Below are 22,818 nucleotides of genomic sequence, written 5' to 3'. Positions count from 1 at the left end.
TTTTGGTTAGAAGCTAGCATTAATGCCGAAAACAAATCCTCTGTTAAAAGTAGAACCACCTAAATCCGGATCAATCCATTTTACTTTTGAATAAATTAAACCCGGATTAATGGCCTGTGCATAAATCCTTAACCGTGATAAGGTTAATTTTTTAGCCATCTCTGATGCAAAGTTGTAACCCAGCGAGATATTCCTGATTTTAATAAAGGAAGCATCCTGGTAGTTTAATGCACTTACATATTGGTCTCCGCTGGCACTGGCATAATTGGGTGCCGGATAAGCATTTGTGGGGTTAGTTGGTGTCCAGTAATCTACAACCCTTTGTGCGAAACGGCCCTGGAGTGCTTCTGCTCCGGTTTGAATCAGGAAATTATAACGTGCAACAATAAAAATGGATAGGTCAAATCGCTTGTAGCTAAAGGTATTGGTTAAACCACCCGTCCAGCTTGGATTGTAATGGCCCAAAATCTGACGGTCATTGTTGGCATCTATTTTATAATCGCCATTTAAATCTTTAACCTTAATGCTTCCAGGACTAAACGTAACTCCATTTTGTTTATATTTTGCAATTTCGGCTAAATCTTCCGGCGTATTCTGCCAGATGCCTTCTTTCACAAAATCATAGGCCACGCCATTTCTTTGCCCGATAAAGAAACGATCAATAACCATATCGCCATTGTCTAACTTAACAATTTCATCTTTACTGGTAGAGAAATTCAATGTAGATTCCCAGGTGAAATCTTTGGTTTTGATATTCACGGTATTTAAGGTCAAATCAAGACCTTTGTTTTTGGTTGAACCAATATTATCGTAAGAAGTAGTATAACCATTAACAGAGGCGATTTTTTTGAGTAGGATAAGGTCTGTGGTTTTAGATTTATAAATATCCAATGATCCGCTGATTCTTCCTTTTAAGATATCAAAATCCAAACCTAAATTGTATTGTAAAGTTTTTTCCCAGCTTAACAATTTATTTGGTAATGGAATCGGGTTGGCTAATGAGGCATCTGATGAAACGTAGCCGGTTTGGGCTGAACTGCCATAAGTATAAGTTAAGGGTTGTAACAATCCGAGGGTGCTGCCAATATCTACTGATGAGTTGCCGGTGCTACCTACGCCCAATCTCAGTTTTAATTGATCTACCCATTTAATATTTTTCATGAAATCTTCCTGCTCCAGTCTCCAGGCCAATGCCGCTGAAGGGAAGAAATCCCATTTGTTTCCTGCCGCGAGTTGCGATGCGCCATCCCAGCGTGCTGATGCCGTTAACAGGTATTTGCTGTTGAAACTGTAGTTGGCTCTGGCCATGTATGAAACCAGAGTTGATTTTCTTAAGTTGGTGTCAAAGGCATCTAAGCCTGTAATGTTTCCGGTATTTAAACCATACCAAAGTGAATTGGGTAAGGAGATCTTGCTTCCGGTTAAAGAGGAAGATTCTTCACGGAAGGAGGAGGAACTTTGTAATAAGGTTACGCCGAAATTGTGCTTATTAATGGTTTTATCATAATATAATAAGTGATCCAAGGTGTAAGCAAACCGATTGCTTTGATTTAACTGCGCATAGTTGTTGATGGATCCCGGTACACCAGCATCACGATTAACCGACTTGGCGTCCTGAAACCTGCCATTGTAAAAATTCGAAAAATCAGGACCAAAATTGATGCGGTATTTTAAGCCCTTCAATAAATTAACCTCAGCAAAAACAGAGCCCAGCGTTCTTAAAGTTTTACGAAGGTTGATGTTGTAATCGGCTTCTAAAACTGGATTCTGGATGTTAATGTCTCCGCCAGGCAAATTAATTCTGTTGCCATTGGCATCAAATGGAATAGCTAACGGAAGCATGCCGCGTGCGGCGGCATAAATATTTCCTGCCCCTGATGCACTGGCGGCCTGGAAGCCATAGTTTTGTAAACCATAGGTTGCAGTAAGATTTGCACCCATTCTAAACCACTTTACCGGGTTTATTTCGATACTTAGTTTGCCGCTGTATCTTTCAAAATCCTGCCCCAGTTGCGTACCAGTTTGATTTAAGTAACCAAAAGATCCATAAGCTTTAATTTTATCTGTGCCACCACTTACACTCAATACATGATCTTGTGTAACGCCAGTTCGGGTTACCAGATCGCCCCAATCGGTTGTGGGCACTAAACTGCCATCAAACACGCCATTTACCCAGCCTTTATCCAGATTGGTCAGCATATTGGGATCTTGTTTGAAAATCTCTCTATCGGCAGCCTGGGTTGCAATCACCGGATAGGCATAAATGGGTTGTATATTGGTGCCGTTTATGGAGTTTAAATATGCCGTGCGGCGATAAGCATCGCGGCGAAATTCAATGTACTCACCAGAATTCATCATGTCCATTCGGTCATTCAGGGTTTCGATGGTTGCGGTACCTACATAATCCAATGTTAACCTTCCGGCTTTACCTTTTTTGGTCGTCACTAAAACTACACCGTTGGCACCACGCGATCCATAAATTGCTGTTGCTGATGCATCCTTCAGGATATCAATCGTTTCAATATCATTCGGATTAATTGCATCTATGCCACCTGCTTGTAAAGGAATTCCATCCACCACATATAAAGGAGAATTGCTGGCCGTTAGTGATCTCACACCACGAATCAGGATGCTTCCCAATTGCCCCGGACGCTCATTCGAAGTAATATCAACACCTGCAGCCTTACCTTGAATGGCTTGCAAAGCGTTGGTTACCGGTCTGGATCTGATTTCTTCTGCGCCAACACTTACCACCGCTCCGGTTAAATCACTTTTCTTTACCGTGTTGTAACCTACCACTACAATTTCTTCCAGGTCATTAATAGCACTTTTAATCTGAATGGTTATGTTTGCCTGTCCGTTTACCGGAACTTCCTGAGTGGTATATCCCACATATGATATCACCAGAACAGGGTTGGAAGTGCCTGAAGGGATGGTAATGGAGAATGCACCATTTGCATCGGTTGTGGTAACTAAAGTGGTATTTTTGAGCTTAACGATTACGCCTACCAGCGTGGCACCCTTATCATCAGTGATTTTTCCTTTTACTGTATCATCGAAATTCTTCCCTTTTTTAATTGTGAGCGATTCCGTTTTATAGGTAATGGCTGCCTGCGCCGAATTCCCCGTTATCATCAGCGAAAGGGCAGAGATTCCCATAATCAGGAATTTTTTACTTCCAGACATATTTTGCCGGTAATGTGGCTTTGAATGTAAAGTGAAATACATAATTTTTAATTATTGGTTAGATATATTTAGTTAGTATGGTATTTTTTTCCTGGCTAGGCTATTTAAGCCTGCCTGAATCATGTAGTGAAAATTATTTCAGCCATAAAACCATTAAGAATCATGGTTATCCCTGATCAATTTTTCTTTGTAAATTAATTGTGATAAAAGATTTCTGATACTGATTTTTAAGGCAGGAAATAGTCTTGGTCTGGTTGTTTTTCTTTTTTTGAGATCAGGCAACTCATTTTGAATTGATTTCAATACAAAATTGTTTCATAACCACTTATCATTGGTTTTTTTAGCGTTTAGAATATATCTGGTTAATTGTAGTTACGAGGTTATGACTTTTATTTTGTTAACCCATCCTGATCTATCCTGCTAAGAGGTGAAAATTAACAAATAAGGCATTTCTCTTCCAAAGGAAAGGTGCCGATAGGCGGATAGGGGTTAATTTACTTCAAGGTCGTCCTTCTCGACTGGAGCATCTGCCTTTTTCAGGCAGCAGCGAAACGTAGAGATCTTTGAAATCAGAGTTTATTGATAATCATAATTTACGATTTCAAAGATTCCTCCACTGCGGTCGGAATGACGAGATTTTTCAAATCGAATCACCCCGCCCGATGGGCACCCCTCCTTAAAAAGGAGGGGAGTAGCGATCGCCAAAACCTATCGGTCGGTGTCTCACCGACCGAAATTAAGTTTTAGCTTCGATAAATATTATTTTCTTTCGCCCTTTCCCTTCAAGGGGAAAGGTGCCGATAGGCGGATAGGGGTCAACCACCCCGCCTTTCAGGCACCCTGCTTAAAAAAAAAGATTCGCATATAATTTTACGATTTGGTTTCGAGAAATGTTTTTTTCAGGCCTTTCCCTTCAAGGGGAAAAGTGGGCGATAGGCGGATAGGGGGCATATGACCCCTCACCAAAAGCAAAAAGTCGTAGTGTAAGGCTACGACTTGTATTTTCTATTCAGGAAATCAATTCCTATGCTGTGTTTTTGATATGTGATTATGCAAAATCAAGCCATAAACTGTCCATATGGTAATCAATAACCTCTACCACCTTATTATTAAATCGAAGGGAGGTAATTAAACTGGCTACTTCCTGTTGCAGCATGATGATGCAATTCTCTACCAGTTCTTTTCTGAATCCTTTTTCTGCAAGCTCAATAACATAGCCTACACAAATGATTCTGGCTACGATTCTGCCGAGGTCAACCAGTTTTCTTTGCGCCAGTTGTTCATCTGGTGAGAACGAAAGTTCTGCTTTGAAATAATCAGCAGATTTTACTGTTAGTGGAAATTCTTTTAAGTACTGATAAAGCTGAGGCTGTTTTTGCTTTTTCATGCCTTTGATAATCATTTCGCCAATTTGTGCGTAAAGCATTTCATTGGATCCTTCAAAGATCTGGAAAGGGCGACTATCCATAATGCCACGTCCGCCGATATGGCTGGTGCGGTAGCCTTTTGCACCGGATAACTGCACCAATAATTGTGCACTTTCCTGCATCAAATCGGTCACCACGGTTTTCATGGTATTGGCTTCCAATCCCTCGGTAGCCAAATTGTTTTCAATGCCACTGATGGATGAACTCTTGGCGCACATGGCAGAACAAATGGTATAAGCTGCCTGCAACCTGGAAATCTGAAACTTTACATTATCCATGCCAAGCAAATTACCCACACCAACCTTTCGGTTATCACATTGGTGATAAGCTTCATCCAGCATGCGTTTAATAAAGCCCATTCCCATTCCTGGAAACTGCATTCTGCTTCGGTGCAGAATATCCAGCATCATTTTAATGCCTGTCGTTTCAGGTTTAAGCCTTTGGTTTTTAGGTACGGTAAGGTCCAGTTGGTTCAATCCATAAGGAATCAGATATAAACCGGCATTATCATAATATTCTTCTACATGAATCTGTTGTGCTGCAATAGCATCCTCACATACAAAAAAATCGATATCCCGGGCTAATGAACCGTCGGCACCTTCGTTTCTGGCTGCTACAATCCAGTAATTGGCCATTCCGGTGAGTCCCTGCCAATGCTTTGTCCCTTTAATTTTATAACCGCTTTCAGTTTCTTTACTCTTAGTGCGCATATTCAATGCATCACTTCCAAAATTAGGTTCAGTGATCATTAAACCACCCATGTTTTGTGCTTTCAAAAACTTATCGAATATTCCCTTTTTTATCTTATCATCCCCATATTTGGCCACAGGTTCTAAAAATAAGGCGATATTGATTCCAAAAGTTAAAGAAAGTGATAGTGATTCATAGGAAGCTGCAGACAGGATGCCGAGACATTCTTTAACCTTACATCCTCTGCCTCCAAATGCTGATGGAACGGCTACTGATAAAGGAACATGATCCATGATTTCTGTCAGCAATTCCGGAGGAAGGCCTCTTTGCAGACTTAGCTGATCAATATTATGTTTTTCCTGAAAGAGATGTTTTAGATTTTGTTCAAATGTTTTTAAAAATTCCGGAAACTCCTGGTTAAAATTATTCATTATTTATGCTTCGTTAAGCTCATTTATAGATGTTATAACAGATTTACTCTTATTAATATATCTGTTATCTTTCAGGTTCATTATTATTTGCTAATCATTACTTAGCCCGGGCTTAGCCATTGAAGGGCAATGTAGTTAAATAAGTTTTACATATCTTAATATAATTCAAGTAAAGATCTATCAAAAATGCTGATAATTATTTAGAATCTTTCTAATTAAATAGGTTTTTATTAAATTATAAATGTCCGTAAGATTAATGATATACGTTCGCACGGTACAAATAGTTTTAATTTTTAACCATGCTGCCTTTGTGGTAACCTTTGAAGGGGGAAAGGCCAATCTGATTTCGCTGCTTAAGCATGTTGGCCGAATACCGGTAATGAAGAAAATCAATCATCATCTAATGCATGTTATTTCCAGCTTTCTATCTTAAGTTCATCGCCGACATGAATGATGCCGGTACCTTTATGGAGGAGGTTCTGGCCAAACATGACTTTTTGATTGAATGTTCGATAACCAGCCAATGTTTTTAATGGTTCTTTTCCCTGAATTCCGGTTTCCTGGTTGACGGTAATCAACACACACCTGGCACAGGGTTTTACTGCTGTGAAAAGCACATTACCCAAAGAAAAAGTTTTAAAATCATCTTCTATATGCGCTTTGCCATCTGAAAAAACCAGGTTTGGTCTGAAGCGATTCATCTTGACCGGTTTCGTTAATTTTTCATTCAGTGCATCCAATGAAGACTGGCCAATAAGGAGGCTAGGGTAACCATCTGAAAAACTTTTAACCTCTCCGTTTGCAGCATACCTTGGATCTACCAGGATCTTATCATCTTCAGACATCCGCACCAATTTGACCTCAAATTGCAGGTACGCCGTAAACCAGTCATTAACAGATTTGCTCACCTCTAAACCAACTGCAGCGTCATCCCAAACCCTTACTTCGATACGCTTACCGGTAGTTTCATCCAGTTGAAAAGAGATCTTAAGGTTCTCCTTCAGTTTATGGCTGACATATAGCCGATCATCTTCGATATGCACCTGCAACAGCGATAGCAGTGTATGTTTGCGTTGGGTAACAAAGGTTCCTTCATGATCAACTAACATCCAGCGCCTGTCGTACTGAAGCCCCTCATCTTCCATTAAAGCTTGTTCCACCCTGATTCCGCCAAGTGATTTTATGGGGTAAATATAGATGTCGGTCAGCTGAAATGGATTCATCCGATAAATATAATGAAATAACCTGCCTGCTTTTTAAACTGGGATAAAAAAAATCCGCTCATCGCTTCTAATGCTTGATGCAGAAGTTTTTTATCCTTTTACCACAGGCTAGTTTAAGCGGGCATCCTGCCTGGTTCCGGACTTATAATAAAGTTCTGCAAGCGTTTTCTGATAACCCGAAATCATACTTTCCTGTTTAATTTTCATGTCGATTAACTTCGTTTCTCGGCTGTTGATTAAAAAAAGTGTACTCTCTCCAAGGTTAAATTTTTGGTTTTCACCCGTTACGAGTATTTGCTGATTCTGCACACTTTTAATCTGAACAGCCAGTTGCGCAGCATAGGCTGATAAATCATTATATGCTGCATTGATGTCATTTCTGATGGTTCTTCCATATTGCTGAATATCATAGTTAAGTTCCTGCTGTTTAATTTTTACTTCCCTGAGCTTACCCCGTTCAGACCGGAGGAAAAGCGGAAAGGAAAATTCTATCCCCACTTTGTAATTGCTCCAGTTAAAATCATAATCGCCAGGAATAAAACTGTTAAAATCAGTCCTGTTCGAAAGCAGATTCCCGGTAACATTTAGTTTGGGCTTTAAAAGTTCCTGCCGGTAGCTCCGTTCAACTGCCAGTTGCTCGCCTTTGCTTCTTAGTTTTAACAATTCGGGGTGCTGGCTGGCGGCCTGACCAAGCAGTGTATCCAAAACCAGCGGGTTAGGTTTCGCTGCAGCCGGATTAACCTGTTGGGGTACAGCATCTGCAGGCAGTTCCAATGGATTACCATCTTCACTCCAGAGGTGATTGGATAACACCAGCTGTGCATTTTGCAGCTCAATTTTCATTTTTTCCTTTTGAATAATCCTTTCCTGTACGGTAATATAGGCCTCTACCGAATCAATTGCCGGTTTATCACCAATGATGGTTTGCCTGCTCATGGCCGTAAATCTTCGCTGGGCCAGTTCTACGCCTTCGGTAATTAAATTAAATTGCTTATAGGTATAATACCAGTTCCAGTAATCTTTTACCGCACCATACCATACGGCGTTAATCTGTTTCAGCTGTTCGGCTTCTGCATATTGCACCATAATTTTTGATTGACGGAGGGTATTTCTGCGGGCATCAATCACCAATCCTTGTCCTAAAGGAATACTCAGCCCTATGGCAGATAAACCCTGCGAATTGGTACGGCCTTCCGGATTCACATAGGTGCCCACATTGCGATCATAGCCGATTTTTAAATCGGCACCTGCCAGCCAGAGCGGTATTTTTAGTTCACTGTTCCATTTATTATAATATTCAGTGTTACCAAAAAGTTTCCTGGCGAAACCAGCTTTAAGTGCAGGATCAAAATAGCCAAGCGACTGTAATACATTCGCCCGTGCCGATTCGCTAAGCAAAGCAGCTTGCTTAACAATGGGATGATACCTGAACACCAGCATCTGGAGGTCGTCAACTGAAAAAACTTTGGTACTGTCTGCTTCAGCCCTAACCATAGCGGCACTTTGTGCCAGTGCAGGTTGTGCTGTAAACAGTGAGCGCAAGAGCATTAAAATAATCAGGCATGCTTTAAAATCATTTTTCATATTAGTCTTCACCGTTATGTTTTTTCTTTACTACTTGCTGAAGGCTCTTTTTCCAGACTTGGCGGGAAACCGTTAAGCTGCCGCCAGATCTCGTACCACAGCGGTACTGATCTTAAAATAATACGTCCGTAAACGCCAGAACCCTGGCGAAGTTGTACCGGCCATGGTTCATCTTTTGACGGAACGGGATTGGTTTGACTAATCAATAAGCGATATTTTCCGCCGGTGCTGCTCACCCGGTCAATGGAAGAAACTTTTCCGGCAAAGGTACCTACGGCAACTGATGGCCAGCCAGAAAACTGAACCGATGGCCAGCCTTCAAATTGTAAACGGACATCGCTGGTGTCTAAAATCAGAGGTACATCCATGGCACTCACATAAAGTTCTGCCGCCACTAAAGGTGATTTTGGTTGTAATGTGGCTACAGATTCACCTTCTTTAATGTTTTCCCCAATCCCTGCTTTAAGGGTTTTTACCACAAAGCCACTCTGTGGCGCCCTTACCACGTATAAGCCACGGCGAATGCTGATGTTGGAAATGTCGTTTCTTAATTTTGCAATATCGCCCTGTGCACTGGCCCTGCTGGAAACGGCAGAGCTCATATCAGACTGTGCTTTTGCCATTGATTCCTGATATTTCGCCCGGATATTATCCAGTTCGATGCTGGCATTAAGCAGGTTTTGAGTGGAATTGCTCAGTTTATTTTGCTGACCGATTACTTTTGCATTATCCTCCTGAAGCTTCAGTCTTCGGGTTTCGATATCAGTAAGCGAAAAAAGTCCGTTTTTGTAACCGGTTTCGTAGCGTTCCAGCCTGGTTCTGGTGGTTTCATAAAATTTCTGAACGGCCAATAATTCTGCGCTATCAATGCTGACGTAATTTCTGGCCTGACGTACTTTATTTTCTGCAGCCTTCATTTGAAATTGTAAACCATCATTCATGGCCCGCATCTGGCTCTTGGTGGCGTCTATCTTTTGCAATGCAGCGGTTTCACTTCCACGTTTCGCATCCAGCTGCTCATTTAAGCGGGTAGGGAGTTCAGGATCAAAATATGATTGGCTGGTTTCTGAAATCACCAGGATGGTATCACCTTTTTGTACTTCCTGTCCTTCACGTACAGCCCAGTGTTCTATCCTTCCACCAATCTGGTTTTGAACAGTTTGCGGCCGGTCTTCCGGACGGAGCGCAGTAACCGTACCCCGGCCCGGAATGGTTTGCCGAAAAGGCAGGAAAAGTAAAATGGCGAAGAAAATAAATATAAAGAGGAGTACCCTGCCCAGTAGTTTTGGCCCTTTCGCATCCAGAATTTTACGGTTGGTATGAACGGATAATTCCTGCCAGTTTTTAAGTTGTGCAAGGTTGTTGCTCATTTTACCCATGACTTAAATCTCCTTCCTCCAGTTCAAGATCAGTAACCACGGCAAGCTTTTCACTGCCGGTTACCATATCAAACACGGTGTTTAAATTGGTCATTAACTTTTCTATGGCATAGCTGATCTGAACGATAATTACTTCTGCCGCAACAAACTGGCCGAAAGTCATTTGCCTTTCAACTACGAAATAAGATCCCAAGAGCAGCAATGAACCCATTAAAATGGTGCGCATGGCTACTGCACTGATGAAAAACTTCTTTAAAACACTAAAGTGATCATTTCTGGCCTGGATATAATTGGCTGTAATCTCATCTGTTCTGTTGATGATTTCTTTCCTTTTATCAGCACTGTTTCTGTAGGTATCTAAATCAGCAGCAATCTCTTCCAGGTAACCGGCTACTTCATATTTATATTCTGATTCCTCAATGCTGGTTTGAACACCCCGGCGATAATACAAAATGAGTACGAGGATGATTACAATGAGGACGAACATGCCAAATGCCATAAAAACCGGATGATAGAAAGATAGCAGAATGACGCTAAAAAAAATCTGTACGGCAGCAGCAACTACATCAACCAGTAATTTGGTAAGCCCTTTTTGAATGGTTAAAATGTCGAAAAAACGGTTAATCAGTTCTGAAGGATTTTCACCTTCCAGTGCTTTCTTTTTAATGCGGGGTAAGCGAAAGGCAAATTCTATCGCCGTTCTGGCAAAAATTTTCTGCTCAATCACCTCCACCAATGTTAGCTGACCAATGAGCAGGAGCCCTCCCACCACTATACCCGCTAAAATAACAGCAATGAGAATATAGGTGGAACTGTACATGGCCCCATTTGATAACAAATTGAAAACGGCACTGGTGCCCAGTGGCAGAGACAGGCCAATGAGGCCAATCAACATGGCATATATGTAAATATAATTGATGGTACTGCGTTCGTAGTACAACAGGCGTATAAGTCTTTGCCAGGGCGTAGGCATACCGGCAACATGATGATTTTTCATGGATATTTTACTTAAAGGATAAACTATGGGAGATTGCAGGTAAATCATACCGGCGATAAAAGCACATCATCCTGATCTGACAATCTAAAACGCATAAACTTACGCGTTAAATCAGTCTGGCTGATTTTCAGATCAAAGTATGACGTTACCTAAGAAAAATGATCAGGCGGAGGCGTAGGCACGGTTTTGGGCGGATGGGTACCCATTTGTAAATAATAAGCTTGTTCAGGCTGCGGAGTATGAAGGCTCAGAAACAAATGACCTGTATCCAGCATGGACGATTCGTAAATCAGAAGTTTCTTCTTGTTTTTCTCTAAAGCTTCACCCTCTTTGTCTTTATTCTCTTCTGCATTTTTTTCTATTGAGTAGGCATCTGCAGAGACTGAGAAACAGGAAATGGAGAACGCACAAACTTTAAGCAGCAAAACACTTAATAGCGTTAAGGCAAAAATTCGTTTGAGTAAGTTATTTCTTAATCCTTCCATTTTTTAGAGATGCAAATATATATGCTTTCTAATTTTATGAAGTCAGCATGTTATTATTTTTGCTCATAATAACGTCAAATTAATTGAAATCCAGATGAGATCGGAACAAATGTTTTGGTCATTTTAAATCATTAGGTCATGATGATGTGCTTATTTAAGTTATGATCTGCATGCGGTAATTAAATATCATGCATTTAACTTTATATTCGTAAATTATTTGATGGCTCTTATTTTACATCAAAATTTTAGATTTTAGATTATCACAATGAAATTGATAAGAACAGTCATCTTATGCTGCTTTCTTTTTTCCAACTATAATAGTGCTTTCGCTCAGTATATGAATGCTTCGGCCATCACGAAGCAAAATAAGAGCGAGATGAAAACCTATGGTACAAATGATGGCCTGCCTTCAAAAAATACCACTGCAACCCTTCGTGATCGACGTGGATTTATCTGGGTAGGTACCGAAAACGGATTGTGCCGCTTTGATGGTTACACTTTTAAAGTGTTTGCCAACCACGCCGGCGATAGTACGTCTATTTCAAATAATTTTATCAATGCCATTGTAGAAGACCATCAGGGCAAAATCTGGGTAGCCACGATGGATGGCCTGAACTTGTTAGATCCACTTAATGAAACTTTTACGCGTTTTCTGCACCATGATCATAATATCCGTTCCTTAAGCCATAATAAAGTATGGTCAATATTATGTGATAAAAAGGGCCAGATGTGGTTCGGTACAGATGATGGTTTCAATCAGTATGTGGCTTCGAAAAAGGATTTTATCGTTTATAAGCCCAATCCGGCATCTGAAAAAAGTATGAAGGGAAAATCTGTAAACGCCATCATAGAAGACGTTAAAGATGATTTATGGTTGGGCAACTGGAGTGCAGGCTTGAATCGATTTGATAAAAAAAAGAAAGCATTCACCAATTATGCTCAAAATCAGAAGTCCGGAGCTAAAAATCCGAACGATGTTTGGGCCTTAGCTTATGCAACCGACGGTCATATCTGGGTGGGTACCTATTGGGACGGTCTTTTTAATTTCAATCCGGAAACAGGTCAGTTTAATAAAGTACAAATCCCGGATCGGGATAATTATTCCGTTTTCAGCGTGATGCCTCTTGGTCAGGACCTCTTGCTGGTGGGTGGAAATAATGGATTTTACTGGTATCATACCCTGTCGAAAAGCTGGGAGAAAATTAATGATGTACCAAATTATTCTTATGGCGATTCTTATCAGGATCGTGATGGCATCATCTGGCTCAATGGGCGCAACGGCCTTAGAAAAATAGATCATCAGCAATATAAATTTAAAATTAATTTACTTCCTCTGGGGAATCGTGATGTTAAGAGTATTGCTATCCGTGATGGTGTGATGTGGCTGGGCACCAATAACGGGCTTTTCGCAGTTGATCAGCAAACTGGGGGGATTAAAACCTTTGTAAAAAGTGACCATCCCAATAGTCTCACCAGCAACGAAATCCTGAAGCTATACTTTGATGGCAAAGGGATTTTATGGATACTGACTGAAAATGGTTTCGACAGTTATGATCCGAAGCGCAATACTTTTACGCATCATTTTCATCATTCAGCGATTGGCAATTTGTTTAATGAAGATGTATTCAGAGATATTCTGGAAGTAGAAGACGGGGTTTATATTTTGGCTACCGATGCCGGAATCAAGATTTATGATCGTCGTAAAAACACATTTGAGCATTATTACAATCAGCCTAAAAATCCTTATTCCATCAATAATAACCATACCTATGTGCTTTGTAAGGCACCTGATGGCGAAATCTGGATTGGAACCTATGGTGGTGGCGTTAATATTTTTAACCGGCGTACCAAGCATTTTCGCGCACTGGAAACCTTAAACGGCAATGGTAAGGGGTTAAGCAGCAACATCATCAAAGCCATCCATGCCGATTCCAGAAAAAACATGTGGGTGTGTACGCAAGATGGTTTGAATAAGTTTTCGCCAAAGCGCAATGGCATTGAAGTGTACACCAAAGCCAATGGATTTGCGAGCAATGTTTTTAATGACATTACAGAAGATACGGATGGTAAAATTTGGGTGCTTACCGAAAATGGAATTTCGAGTTTAGATCCTTTGAGCAAAAAAGTAAGGAACTTTGATGAGGCGGATGGCGTTTTGGTAAATTCCACCATTAAAAACCAGGGTTCTTCTATTTTTGTTGCCGGTAACAAAGGCTATTTTTCCTTTAACCCGAAGCAAATCCGATTCAACCATGTGGCTCCACCCGTTTACCTGACCGATTTCCAGATATTTAATAAATCGGTGCTTCCGGGTGCAGAAAGTCCTTTAAACGAGAACCTGAATGTGGCAAAAGAAATTACCCTGAACTATGATCAGAGTGTTTTTTCTTTAGAATTTGTTGCCCTTAACTATGCCTATTCCTGGAAAAATGAATACGCATATCGATTGGTGGGTTTTGATCAAAAATGGAATTATGTAGGTCACCAGCGAAAAGCCACCTATACCAACCTAAACCCGGGCACATACCGTTTTGAGGTGAAAGCATCTAACAATGATGGGGTTTGGAATAATAAAGGTTATTCCATTACGATTAAGATTAATCCGCCCTGGTACCTTACCTGGTGGGCTTTTTTGCTGTATGCCGGATTAATCGGATTGAGTGTGTATGGCTTTATTGCTTACCGCAAAAAACAAGAAAAACTGAGGTATGAAATCAAAATTGCACATATTGAAAGTGAAAAGGAAAAGGAGCTGAATGAGCGTAAATTGTCTTTTTTTACCAATATATCACACGAATTTAGAACGCCGCTAACCTTAATTATTAACCCGGTGAAAGAATTGCTTTATCAGGATAACCAAAATATTGATACCAGCAGCATGAATATTGTGTACAGAAATGCCAAGCGTTTATTAAGCCTGGTTGATCAGTTATTGCTGTTTAGAAAGGCTGATGCGCAGGGTGATACTTTAAAAGTATCTCATTTAAACCTCACAGGCCTGCTGAAAGAAGTTTTTCTATGTTTTTCTCATCAGGCACGTACAAAAAATATTCAGTATGAATTTATAGCAGCTTCTGAAATAACAGAAATTTTTGCTGACCGGGAAAAACTGGAAATTGCCATTTTCAACTTATTATCAAATGCCTTCAAATTTACGCCTGATGGCGGACGTATCACAGTATCACTGTATGAAGCAGATCAGCATGTTGATATTTTAATTATGGATTCTGGTTGTGGCATCGCAGAAGATTCAACAGAGAAAATTTTTAACAGGTTTTACCAGGAGCCTGATAAAAACCACTCTTTAGGAAGCGGGTTTGGAATTGGCTTGTACCTGGTTAAGAATTTTATAGACATGCATGGCGGAACCATTTCCTGTCAGAATAATGAAGGGGAGGGCACTTCATTTCACCTGAAATTATTAAAAGGGAATGAACATATTAATCCTGTGTCCATTGTTCCGGACCGGCAGGAAAGCTCTCTGATCCTGAAAGAACTTAGTCAGGATGATCTGATCCCGGAGCCGGTCAGAAAGAAAGATGTGGTTTTAAGTGATATGATTATACAGGAGAAGAAATCTATTCTGATTGTAGACGATAATGAAGAAATCGCGCATTACCTCAGCCAGGTTTTTTCAGAACAATATCAAATTTATCAGGCTCATGATGGCGAAAGCGGTTTAGCTATTATCCGTGGGTTTCTTCCGGATATCGTAATCAGTGATGTGATGATGCAGGGTATGGGTGGAATAGAACTCTGTAGTATTGTAAAGGAAGATGAATCTATTTGCCATATCCCCATTATCTTACTCACCGCCAGTACATCGGCAGAAATTAAACTGAAGGGTGTAGAGATTGGTGCTGATGATTATATCAGTAAACCTTTTGATCAGGAATTGCTCATGGCCAGGGTTGCCGGGATTCTAAAAAGCAAAAACAGCTTGCAAAAATACTTTTATAGTGAGATTACACTAAACCCAAGCAGTTCCAAGATCTCTGCCGAATACAAGGATTTTCTAAAAAACTGCATCAGTATCGTAGAACGTCATATAGAAGATCCGAACTTTAACATCAAGATGCTGGCAGATGAAATTGGCATGTCGAGGGCTAACCTGTTCAATAAGATTAAATCTGTTTCGGGGCATTCATCCAGTAGTTTTATTCGTTTCATCCGGTTGAGGAAGGCTGCTGAAATTTTCATCAGTACAGATAAAACCATACTTGAAACGATGTATACCGTTGGGATGAGTGATATCAAATATTTCAGGGAACAGTTTAAAAAAGTATTCGAAATGAATCCATCAGATTACATTAAAAAATACCGGAAGAATTTTTCCAATAATAAGTCCATCAGCCCGGGTTTAAAAAAAATAAAAACCTAGTATTCAGGAATGTTGCGCATTTTGGAAGCGCCAATTACCAAAACGCTTTGTCAATCTAACACCATTCCATAAGATGTATCATCTGATAGTTTAAAGGAGGGGAATGGCGGTAGTAATTCCTCTCTTTTAGAAAGGTAGCACAGACTGGTGGTGTAAAAATCAATTTATAATTATCGGATTTTGGTTAGTAAAAGATTCTGGTTTCTACATCTTAATACGCACCGCATTTCAAAAAAATGGCAGATATAAAAGCGTTCAATTTATATTCCCTAAACTAATTTTGCGTTAAAAGGGCTGTTTCCTCTCTATCGGTTGTTTTTTCCCCCTCTAATATTAGCTGTTTACCCCCTTTGTGTTCGCTTGATTTGATAGAATTTAGCAACGTTTTCAAATGAATTCCCAACTCGCAAAACAATTATGCGAAGTGAACGAAAGCGTTCGAAAGAAAGTGGTAATTATAAATAACCAAATTAAACCAACATGAGAAAAGTTTTACGGCGCAAAGCTGTTCTGTTTTGTCGTAGTGCAAAACAAACGCTATTCATTGTATCCCTCAGTAGTGTGTCCTTGCTGTCTGCACAAATGGCAATGGCAACCTCACTTTCAGGCACTACAAATCCAGTATCAGTTAGAGATGAAATTACAGTAAGTGGTACTGTTTACGATGAAAAAGGTGGGGTACTACCCGGAGTAAGTGTATCCGTTAAGGGCACCTCAATTGTTACTATCAGTAATGCCGATGGTAAATATTCCATAAAAGTTCCAAATGATAATGCAGTACTGGTATTCACTTATGTAGGGTATAACAAACAGGAAGTGCTTACAAAAGGCAAAACCACCGTAAATACACAACTTACGGCCAATGCACAATCACTTAATGAGTTGGTCGTGGTAGGTTATGGTACACAAAAAAAATCAACACTTGCCGGCTCAGTTGCTGTAGTTAAAGGTAGTGATCTGGTAAAAAGTCCACAGCCCAATCTTTCCAACTCATTGGCAGGTCGGGTTTCAGGCGTGGTGATCAATAACCGCGGTGGTGAACCAGGTTATGATGGATCGAAGATTTTAATCCGTGGTTTAGGAACCACCACCAACTCCGATGTATTGGTTGTGGTAGATGGAATTCCAGGGCAGTTAGGCGGTTTGGAAAGGATTGACCCTAATGATGTGGAAAGTATTTCGGTACTGAAAGATGCATCGGCAGCGGTTTATGGTAACCGTGCAGCGAATGGTGTAATCTTAATTACCACCAAGAAAGGTAAAATTGGTAAGCCCACAGTAAACTATAGTTTCAATCAGGGTTTCAGTATGCCTACACGCCTGCCGAAAATGGCTGATGCAGCAACGTATGCACAGATCATGAATGAAATCAATTATGATTCCAATCCGGGTGGTGGTCTTAATCAGTCTTACACGGCTGATCAGATTCAGAAATTCAGAGATGGTTCCGATCCATTGTTATATCCAAATACCGACTGGACCAAACAAACATTGAAAAGTGTAGCACTTCAAAATCAGCACAGCCTTTCGGTTAGCGGTGGTACCGAAGATGTAAAATATTTCGTTTCCCTGGGGAAAATTTACCAGGATGCGATTTATAAAGACGGTGCAACCAAATATCAGCAATACAACTTCAGAACAAATATCGATGCCAATATATCCAAAAGGTTAAAAATCGGATTAGGCGTTTCAGGAAGGGAAGAAGATCGTGTATTCCCGATTTCAGGTGCGGGTGATATTTTCAGATCAGTGTATCGTGCAAAACCAATTGTAGCCGCTTACTATCCAAATGGTTTGCCTACAACAGGAATTGAAAATAGTAACCCTGCCGTTCAGGTGACTGATTTAGGTGGAATAGCCAAAAACCCAACACAGGTAATCAATGCCATTTTAAGAGGTAGCTACCAGATTCCGGGTGTGGAAGGACTTTCGGTAGATGGTTTTTTCTCGGTTGACAAAACATTTAGCTTTAAGAAAAATTTCAACAAACCTTACAACCTGTATTCCTACGATCAATCTACCGGAATTTATAATACGGTAGTGGTAGGTGGAAGCGGCGGCAAGGCTACTTTATATGAGTCGCAGGCCAATACCAGCCTCATTACATCCAACGTTAAATTAAATTACGATAAGAAATTTGGGAAACATTCAATCAATGCTTTTGTAGCTTATGAACAGAGCAGACAGCGTTTTGAAACCTTTGATGCACAACGCTTAAATTACATTTCAACCAGTTTGCCTGAACTTTCACAAGGTGGTGCAGCTGCAACGGATTTAAGAAATTCGGGTAGCAGTACCGACTATCCAAGACAAAGTTATATTGGAAAAGTGACCTACAATTATGATGAAAAGTATATCATAGAAGGCCAGATGCGTGCTGATGGTTCTTCGCTCTTTCCGCAAAGTAAACGTTTCGGATATTTTCCGTCCATTTTAGGAGCCTGGAGAGTAAGCAAAGAAAAATGGTTCAGTGATAACGTTTCTTTTATTAATGATTTAAAAATCAGGGGTTCATATGGCTCATTGGGTAGTGATTTAATTTCACCATACCAATACTTTGATAATTACACATTAATCGGAAACGGCTTTGTCGCTTCAAACCCGGGTAGCGGTGTAAATGTCATTCAGCCAAATGTTAATTTGGTGAAACTGGCCAATCCGATAGTGGGCTGGGAGCGGGCCAATAAACTCGACATTGGTATTAATGCAACCTTCCTTAAAAATTTCACTTTAGAAGCCATTTATTTTAATCAGAAACGCAGTGATATTTTGTTAACCAGAAATGCTTCCATCCCGGGTACTTCAGGGATTGTGAATCCTTTTCCAGAGCCAAATAATAGTGCAGTATTTCCGTTAGTGCCATCAGAAAACATTGGTAAAATCAACAGTTCAGGTGTAGAGGCTTCATTGGGTTATAACCATTCAAGCGAAAACTTTAGCTGGGGAGCGACCGGAAATATTACCTATGCTAAAAGCAAAATCATCTTCATTGATGAAGCTTCAGGAACATTAGATTACCAACGTCAAACAGGTCGCCCGATTGGTAGTTACCTGTTGTTTAACTCACTTGGCATTTTCCGGACACAACAGGAATTAGATGCTTATCCACATGTTACAGGTGCCAAAGTAGGTGATTTAAAATATGAAGATTATAACGGTGATGGCGTAATCGATTTTAAAGACAGAACCAGAACTAAATACGGTAATGTACCGGAAATTACTTATGGATTAAACTTAACAGCATCTTATAAAAATTTCGACGTAGCCGTACTTTTTGCAGGTCAGTCTCGTGTAAGTCAGTATGTGTTGCCAGAATCAGGTAGCGTTGGAAACTTTTACAGCAGCTGGGCCGATAACCGTTTTAGCCCAAGTAATCCGAACGGAACTTTTCCAAGGGTAACCGAACGTGCTTCGAATGCCATTAGTGGTGGTGCTTTTCAAAATAATTTCTGGTTAAATAATGCGTCATTTCTCAGATTAAAAAATATTGAACTGGGTTATAATTTCAATTCCAGCCTCTTATCTAAAATTAAAATCTCTGGTGTGAGGTTATATGCCAGTGCTTTCAACTTGTTCACCATCTCGAAAGTGAAAGATTATGATCCGGAAGGAGATAACGAAAGCGGACAATTTTATCCTCAGCAAAAAATTATTAACATAGGTGCAAACGTTAAATTTTAACATCATGAAATTATATAAACCATTATATTTTACCCTTGGTGCAGCATTACTGTTTGCATCATGCAAAAAAGATTTTTTAGAGATAACCCCAACTGCGGTTGTTGCCCCCGAAGTAGTTGAAAAGGACAGTACTATATTTGAAGCTTTCGTTCTTAACCGTTATGTAAGTCCAAGGCTTCAGGAAAAAGAAGGTGAAGGTTCCGGACCAGGTTTTGGCCGCGGTTTCGAATACAGTTTAATGAGTTCCAATACTGATGAATCACTCTATACCAATGATGATGGAACCTGGGCCATGCAACGCGGGCAGATCTCACCAGATAACCTGGGCAGTACAGCCTCCTTCTGGGCCAGAAGTTACCGCAGTATCCGCGAATGTAATTATGCGCTACAGATCTTATCAACCATTACGATGAGTGCAGGTCACAAAAAATTGTTAGAGGGTGAACTTAAATTTATCCGGGCTTACCGTTACCATGATATCATCCGTAATTATGGTAGAGCAGTTTTAATAGGTGATAAAGTAACGCAGTTACAAGATAATTTACAGGATGATGCACTATTTAAAAGGGCCACCTTAAAAGAAAGCATCGACTATACAACGGCACAATTGGATCAGGCTGCTGCTTTACTCCCGGTTGATAATTCCGGAAACTGGTTACTGGGTCGTGCTACGAAAGGTGCAGCATTGGCCTTGAAATCAAGGTTAACCCTTTATGCTGCCAGTCCATTATACAATGCAGGCACCTGGGCTTCGGCTGTTACAGCTGCACAAGCGGTAATTAGCCTGAACAAATATGGCATTTACACCGGGGGCTATAATAAAATGTTCCTGCAAAATGAGACCAACGAAATGATTTTTGAAAGGCTCTATACCACTAACGCCAGACACGTGTGTTTAGAAATTGCAAACGGACCAAACGGGTACAATGCCTGGGGTGGCAATACTCCTATGCAAAACCTGGTTGATGATTATCAAACAACGAGTGGTAAGGCCATTACAGAAACAGGTTCGGGTTACGATCCAGCTAAACCTTACGCAAACAGAGATCCTAGATTTGGCTATACGGTTATTTATGATGGCGCAAGTTACCGCGGAAGAAACATGGAAGCTTTTGTGCCGGGTGGAAAAGACAGTAAAGATGGAAACTCCAACTGGAATACTTCTAAAACAGGCTATTACCTTAAAAAATTCATGAATGATGCCTTCCCGATTGATAACCCATGGGATGTAGCAGGTTTGCAACCCTGGATTTACATGCGCTATTCGGAAATCCTGTTAAATTTTGCAGAAGCGGCGAATGAAGCTTATGGCCCTGATGCGGTTCCTGCCGGATCATCAATGTCAGCCAGAGATGCGGTAAATATGATCAGATCCAGACCAGATGTAAACATGCCGGCACTGGCCAATGGTTTAAGTCAATCGCAAATGAGGGATGCTGTTCGTTATGAGCGCAGGGTAGAACTGGCTTTTGAAGAACACCGCTATTATGATGTGCGCCGTTGGAAAATTGCAAACATTGTAGAGAACAAAGCTGCCAATGGTATCATCATCACTAAAAATGGAAGCAGTTTAAGCTATGCGACTAAGGTGGCTTTAGATGGCAAAACTTTTCAGGATAAACAATACTGGTTACCTATTCCAAGAGCAGAAATTTTGTCTTCAAACGGAAAACTCGAACAAAACCCTGGTTACTAAAATTTTACACAGCGATCAATGTATCGCTGTGTTTTTCCATACTATTATAATAAATTGGAAGTGTAGATGGCAGCATTGTATAAAATCACTTTTGCTGCCATCTATACTCTTATTCAAATCTACCCATCATCATGAACTTGCTCCTCCAACAAAAGGCATTTGCTTTCCTACTGCTGCTGGGCATTACCGCTCCGGTAGTGAGCAGCGCCCAAAATCAACGTATCGTTAAAGCTAAATTTAATTTTAATCAGCCTGCCCAAATCATGGAAGGCTTCGGTGCCTCTGATGCGTGGACCTGCCAGTTTGCAGGTTTATGGCCCGATACCGAAAAAAATAAAATGGCTGATTTGCTTTTTAGTACACAAACAGATCAGGAAGGGAATCCGCGGGGAATAGGGCTGAATTTCTGGCGTTTCGCCATAGGTGGGGGAAGTGCTGAACAAGGTCAGGCCAGCGGAATAAAAGATGAATGGAGAAGACAGGCTTCCTTTTTAACTTTAAATAAAACCTATAATGAAGATGCCATGCCCGGCCAGGTTTGGTTTATGAATGCTGCAAAAGCAAGAGGCGTAAAACACTTTATTGGTTTTGTAAATAGTCCTCATGTTAATTTTACACGCAATCAAAAGGCATTTTCTGGTGATGGAAATAGTAACCTTGATTTCAGCAAAGCGGATGCTTTTACGCATGACCTTTCTAAAACCATTCAAATCCTCAAAAAGAAAACAGGTATCGAGCTGGATTACTTAAGTCCGATTAACGAACCGCAATGGAAATGGAATGAAGGTAACCAGGAGGGTTGTCCATATACCAACCGTGAAATATCTGTATTGGTTAAGAAACTGAGCAACACATTGGATCAGGCACATTTGAAAACAAAAATTCAGATTGCCGAAGCCGGTCAGCTGAATTACCTTACCAATCATCCTGATACAGCAAAAAGTAAACAGATCGAATATTTTTTTAATCGCAATTCTCCTGGCTACCTGGGAAATCTGAATCACCTGGACCAGAGTATTTCCGGACATAGCTATTTCACCACCAGCCCGGAACAAAAGGCTATAGCCATCAGAAATTCAGTGAAGGATGAAGTAGCAAAATATGATCAGCTCAGATTCTGGATGTCAGAATATTGTGTGCTAGGCGATAGTTCTTTAAAAGGAGAGGGGCGCGACCTGGGCATGACTACAGCTTTGTTTATTGCCAAACTGATCCATCATGATTTAACTTATGCCAACGCCACTTCATGGCAATGGTGGCTCGCCGTTTCAACAGGTGATTATAAAGATGGCCTTGTATATATAGACAAAAGCAAAACCGGCGGAAAGGTTTATGACAGCCAGACGCTTTGGGCATTAGGGAACTATAGCCGTTTTATAGCACCAGGTAGCTTAAGGGTAAATATGGATGTTTCGAATGATCAGGATTTTTATATTTCCGCTTATCTTAAAGATAATAAACTTATTACCGTAGCTGTAAATAATAGCGAGGAAGCCATTCACCTGGAGCTTTCAGGAATCCATCCGAAACAGAAAAACATCACCCTTTATACCACTGCTGATGGGAAACACCTGAAGCGGTCAATAGCGGATGCAGATCATTTAGATCTTCTTCCGAAATCCGTTACCACCATTATTGTCAACAAATAGAAACAAGAA

11 protein-coding genes are annotated in these 22,818 nt (G+C 40.5%); 4 read left to right on the top strand and 7 right to left on the bottom strand.

What is annotated here, in order from left to right; genetic code table 11:
* Positions 1-6: 6 nt before the first annotated feature.
* From OQ267_RS10360 to OQ267_RS10330, 7 genes are all read right to left on the bottom strand, one after another.
* Positions 7-3,186 (bottom strand): SusC/RagA family TonB-linked outer membrane protein, encoded by a 3,180-nt coding sequence (locus tag OQ267_RS10360; RefSeq protein WP_265835822.1) that lies wholly within the window; start codon positions 3,184-3,186, stop codon positions 7-9.
* Positions 3,187-4,234: 1,048 nt separating this feature from the next.
* Positions 4,235-5,734 carry an acyl-CoA dehydrogenase family protein gene (locus OQ267_RS10355; RefSeq protein WP_265835821.1) on the bottom strand — a complete coding sequence of 500 codons (1,500 nt, stop codon included), beginning with the start codon at positions 5,732-5,734 and terminating at the stop codon, positions 4,235-4,237.
* 410 nt (positions 5,735-6,144) lie between these two features.
* Positions 6,145-6,957, bottom strand: coding sequence for an MOSC domain-containing protein (locus OQ267_RS10350; protein WP_265835820.1), 813 nt, complete (start codon positions 6,955-6,957; stop codon positions 6,145-6,147).
* A 108-nt stretch (positions 6,958-7,065) separates the two neighbouring features.
* On the bottom strand, positions 7,066-8,541 hold the full coding sequence (locus OQ267_RS10345; protein ID WP_265835819.1) for a TolC family protein: 1,476 nt from the start codon (positions 8,539-8,541) through the stop codon (positions 7,066-7,068).
* Between the two features lie 14 nt (positions 8,542-8,555).
* Positions 8,556-9,911 (bottom strand): HlyD family secretion protein, encoded by a 1,356-nt coding sequence (locus OQ267_RS10340; protein WP_265817257.1) that lies wholly within the window; start codon positions 9,909-9,911, stop codon positions 8,556-8,558.
* Between the two features lies 1 nt (position 9,912).
* Complete coding sequence (locus tag OQ267_RS10335) at positions 9,913-10,917, bottom strand: ABC transporter transmembrane domain-containing protein (protein WP_088301330.1); 1,005 nt, start codon at positions 10,915-10,917, stop codon at positions 9,913-9,915.
* A gap of 149 nt (positions 10,918-11,066) precedes the next feature.
* Complete coding sequence (locus OQ267_RS10330; protein WP_265835818.1) at positions 11,067-11,402, bottom strand: hypothetical protein; 336 nt, start codon at positions 11,400-11,402, stop codon at positions 11,067-11,069.
* A 265-nt stretch (positions 11,403-11,667) separates the two neighbouring features.
* On the opposite strand from OQ267_RS10330, the gene OQ267_RS10325 reads away from it, so the two are divergent.
* The 4 genes from OQ267_RS10325 to OQ267_RS10310 all read left to right on the top strand — a co-directional run bounded on the left by OQ267_RS10325 (position 11,668) and on the right by OQ267_RS10310 (position 22,809).
* Positions 11,668-15,783 (top strand): two-component regulator propeller domain-containing protein, encoded by a 4,116-nt coding sequence (locus OQ267_RS10325; protein WP_265835817.1) that lies wholly within the window; start codon positions 11,668-11,670, stop codon positions 15,781-15,783.
* A gap of 480 nt (positions 15,784-16,263) precedes the next feature.
* Positions 16,264-19,464 carry a SusC/RagA family TonB-linked outer membrane protein gene (locus OQ267_RS10320; protein WP_265817262.1) on the top strand — a complete coding sequence of 1,067 codons (3,201 nt, stop codon included), beginning with the start codon at positions 16,264-16,266 and terminating at the stop codon, positions 19,462-19,464.
* 4 nt (positions 19,465-19,468) lie between these two features.
* Complete coding sequence (locus OQ267_RS10315; RefSeq protein WP_265835816.1) at positions 19,469-21,160, top strand: RagB/SusD family nutrient uptake outer membrane protein; 1,692 nt, start codon at positions 19,469-19,471, stop codon at positions 21,158-21,160.
* 131 nt (positions 21,161-21,291) lie between these two features.
* Complete coding sequence (locus tag OQ267_RS10310; protein ID WP_265835815.1) at positions 21,292-22,809, top strand: glycoside hydrolase; 1,518 nt, start codon at positions 21,292-21,294, stop codon at positions 22,807-22,809.
* Positions 22,810-22,818: the final 9 nt, after the last annotated feature.

This window comes from Pedobacter sp. MR22-3, assembly GCF_026240075.1.
Taxonomy (GTDB): Bacteria; Bacteroidota; Bacteroidia; order Sphingobacteriales; family Sphingobacteriaceae; genus Pedobacter.
This window is presented reverse-complemented; position numbering and strand designations above follow the sequence as displayed.

Excerpts from the sequence above, each read along its gene's own strand:
- OQ267_RS10330 (WP_265835818.1), bottom strand. The coding sequence starts at position 11,402 with ATGGAAGGATTAAGAAATAACTTACTCAAACGAATTTTTGCCTTAACG.
- OQ267_RS10315 (WP_265835816.1), top strand. The coding sequence starts at position 19,469 with ATGAAATTATATAAACCATTATATTTTACCCTTGGTGCAGCATTACTG.
- OQ267_RS10345 (WP_265835819.1), bottom strand. The coding sequence starts at position 8,541 with ATGAAAAATGATTTTAAAGCATGCCTGATTATTTTAATGCTCTTGCGC.
- OQ267_RS10320 (WP_265817262.1), top strand. The coding sequence starts at position 16,264 with ATGAGAAAAGTTTTACGGCGCAAAGCTGTTCTGTTTTGTCGTAGTGCA.
- OQ267_RS10350 (WP_265835820.1), bottom strand. The coding sequence starts at position 6,957 with ATGAATCCATTTCAGCTGACCGACATCTATATTTACCCCATAAAATCA.
- OQ267_RS10310 (WP_265835815.1), top strand. The coding sequence starts at position 21,292 with ATGAACTTGCTCCTCCAACAAAAGGCATTTGCTTTCCTACTGCTGCTG.
- OQ267_RS10325 (WP_265835817.1), top strand. The coding sequence starts at position 11,668 with ATGAAATTGATAAGAACAGTCATCTTATGCTGCTTTCTTTTTTCCAAC.
- OQ267_RS10335 (WP_088301330.1), bottom strand. The coding sequence starts at position 10,917 with ATGAAAAATCATCATGTTGCCGGTATGCCTACGCCCTGGCAAAGACTT.
- OQ267_RS10355 (WP_265835821.1), bottom strand. The coding sequence starts at position 5,734 with ATGAATAATTTTAACCAGGAGTTTCCGGAATTTTTAAAAACATTTGAA.
- OQ267_RS10340 (WP_265817257.1), bottom strand. The coding sequence starts at position 9,911 with ATGAGCAACAACCTTGCACAACTTAAAAACTGGCAGGAATTATCCGTT.
- OQ267_RS10360 (WP_265835822.1), bottom strand. The coding sequence starts at position 3,186 with ATGTCTGGAAGTAAAAAATTCCTGATTATGGGAATCTCTGCCCTTTCG.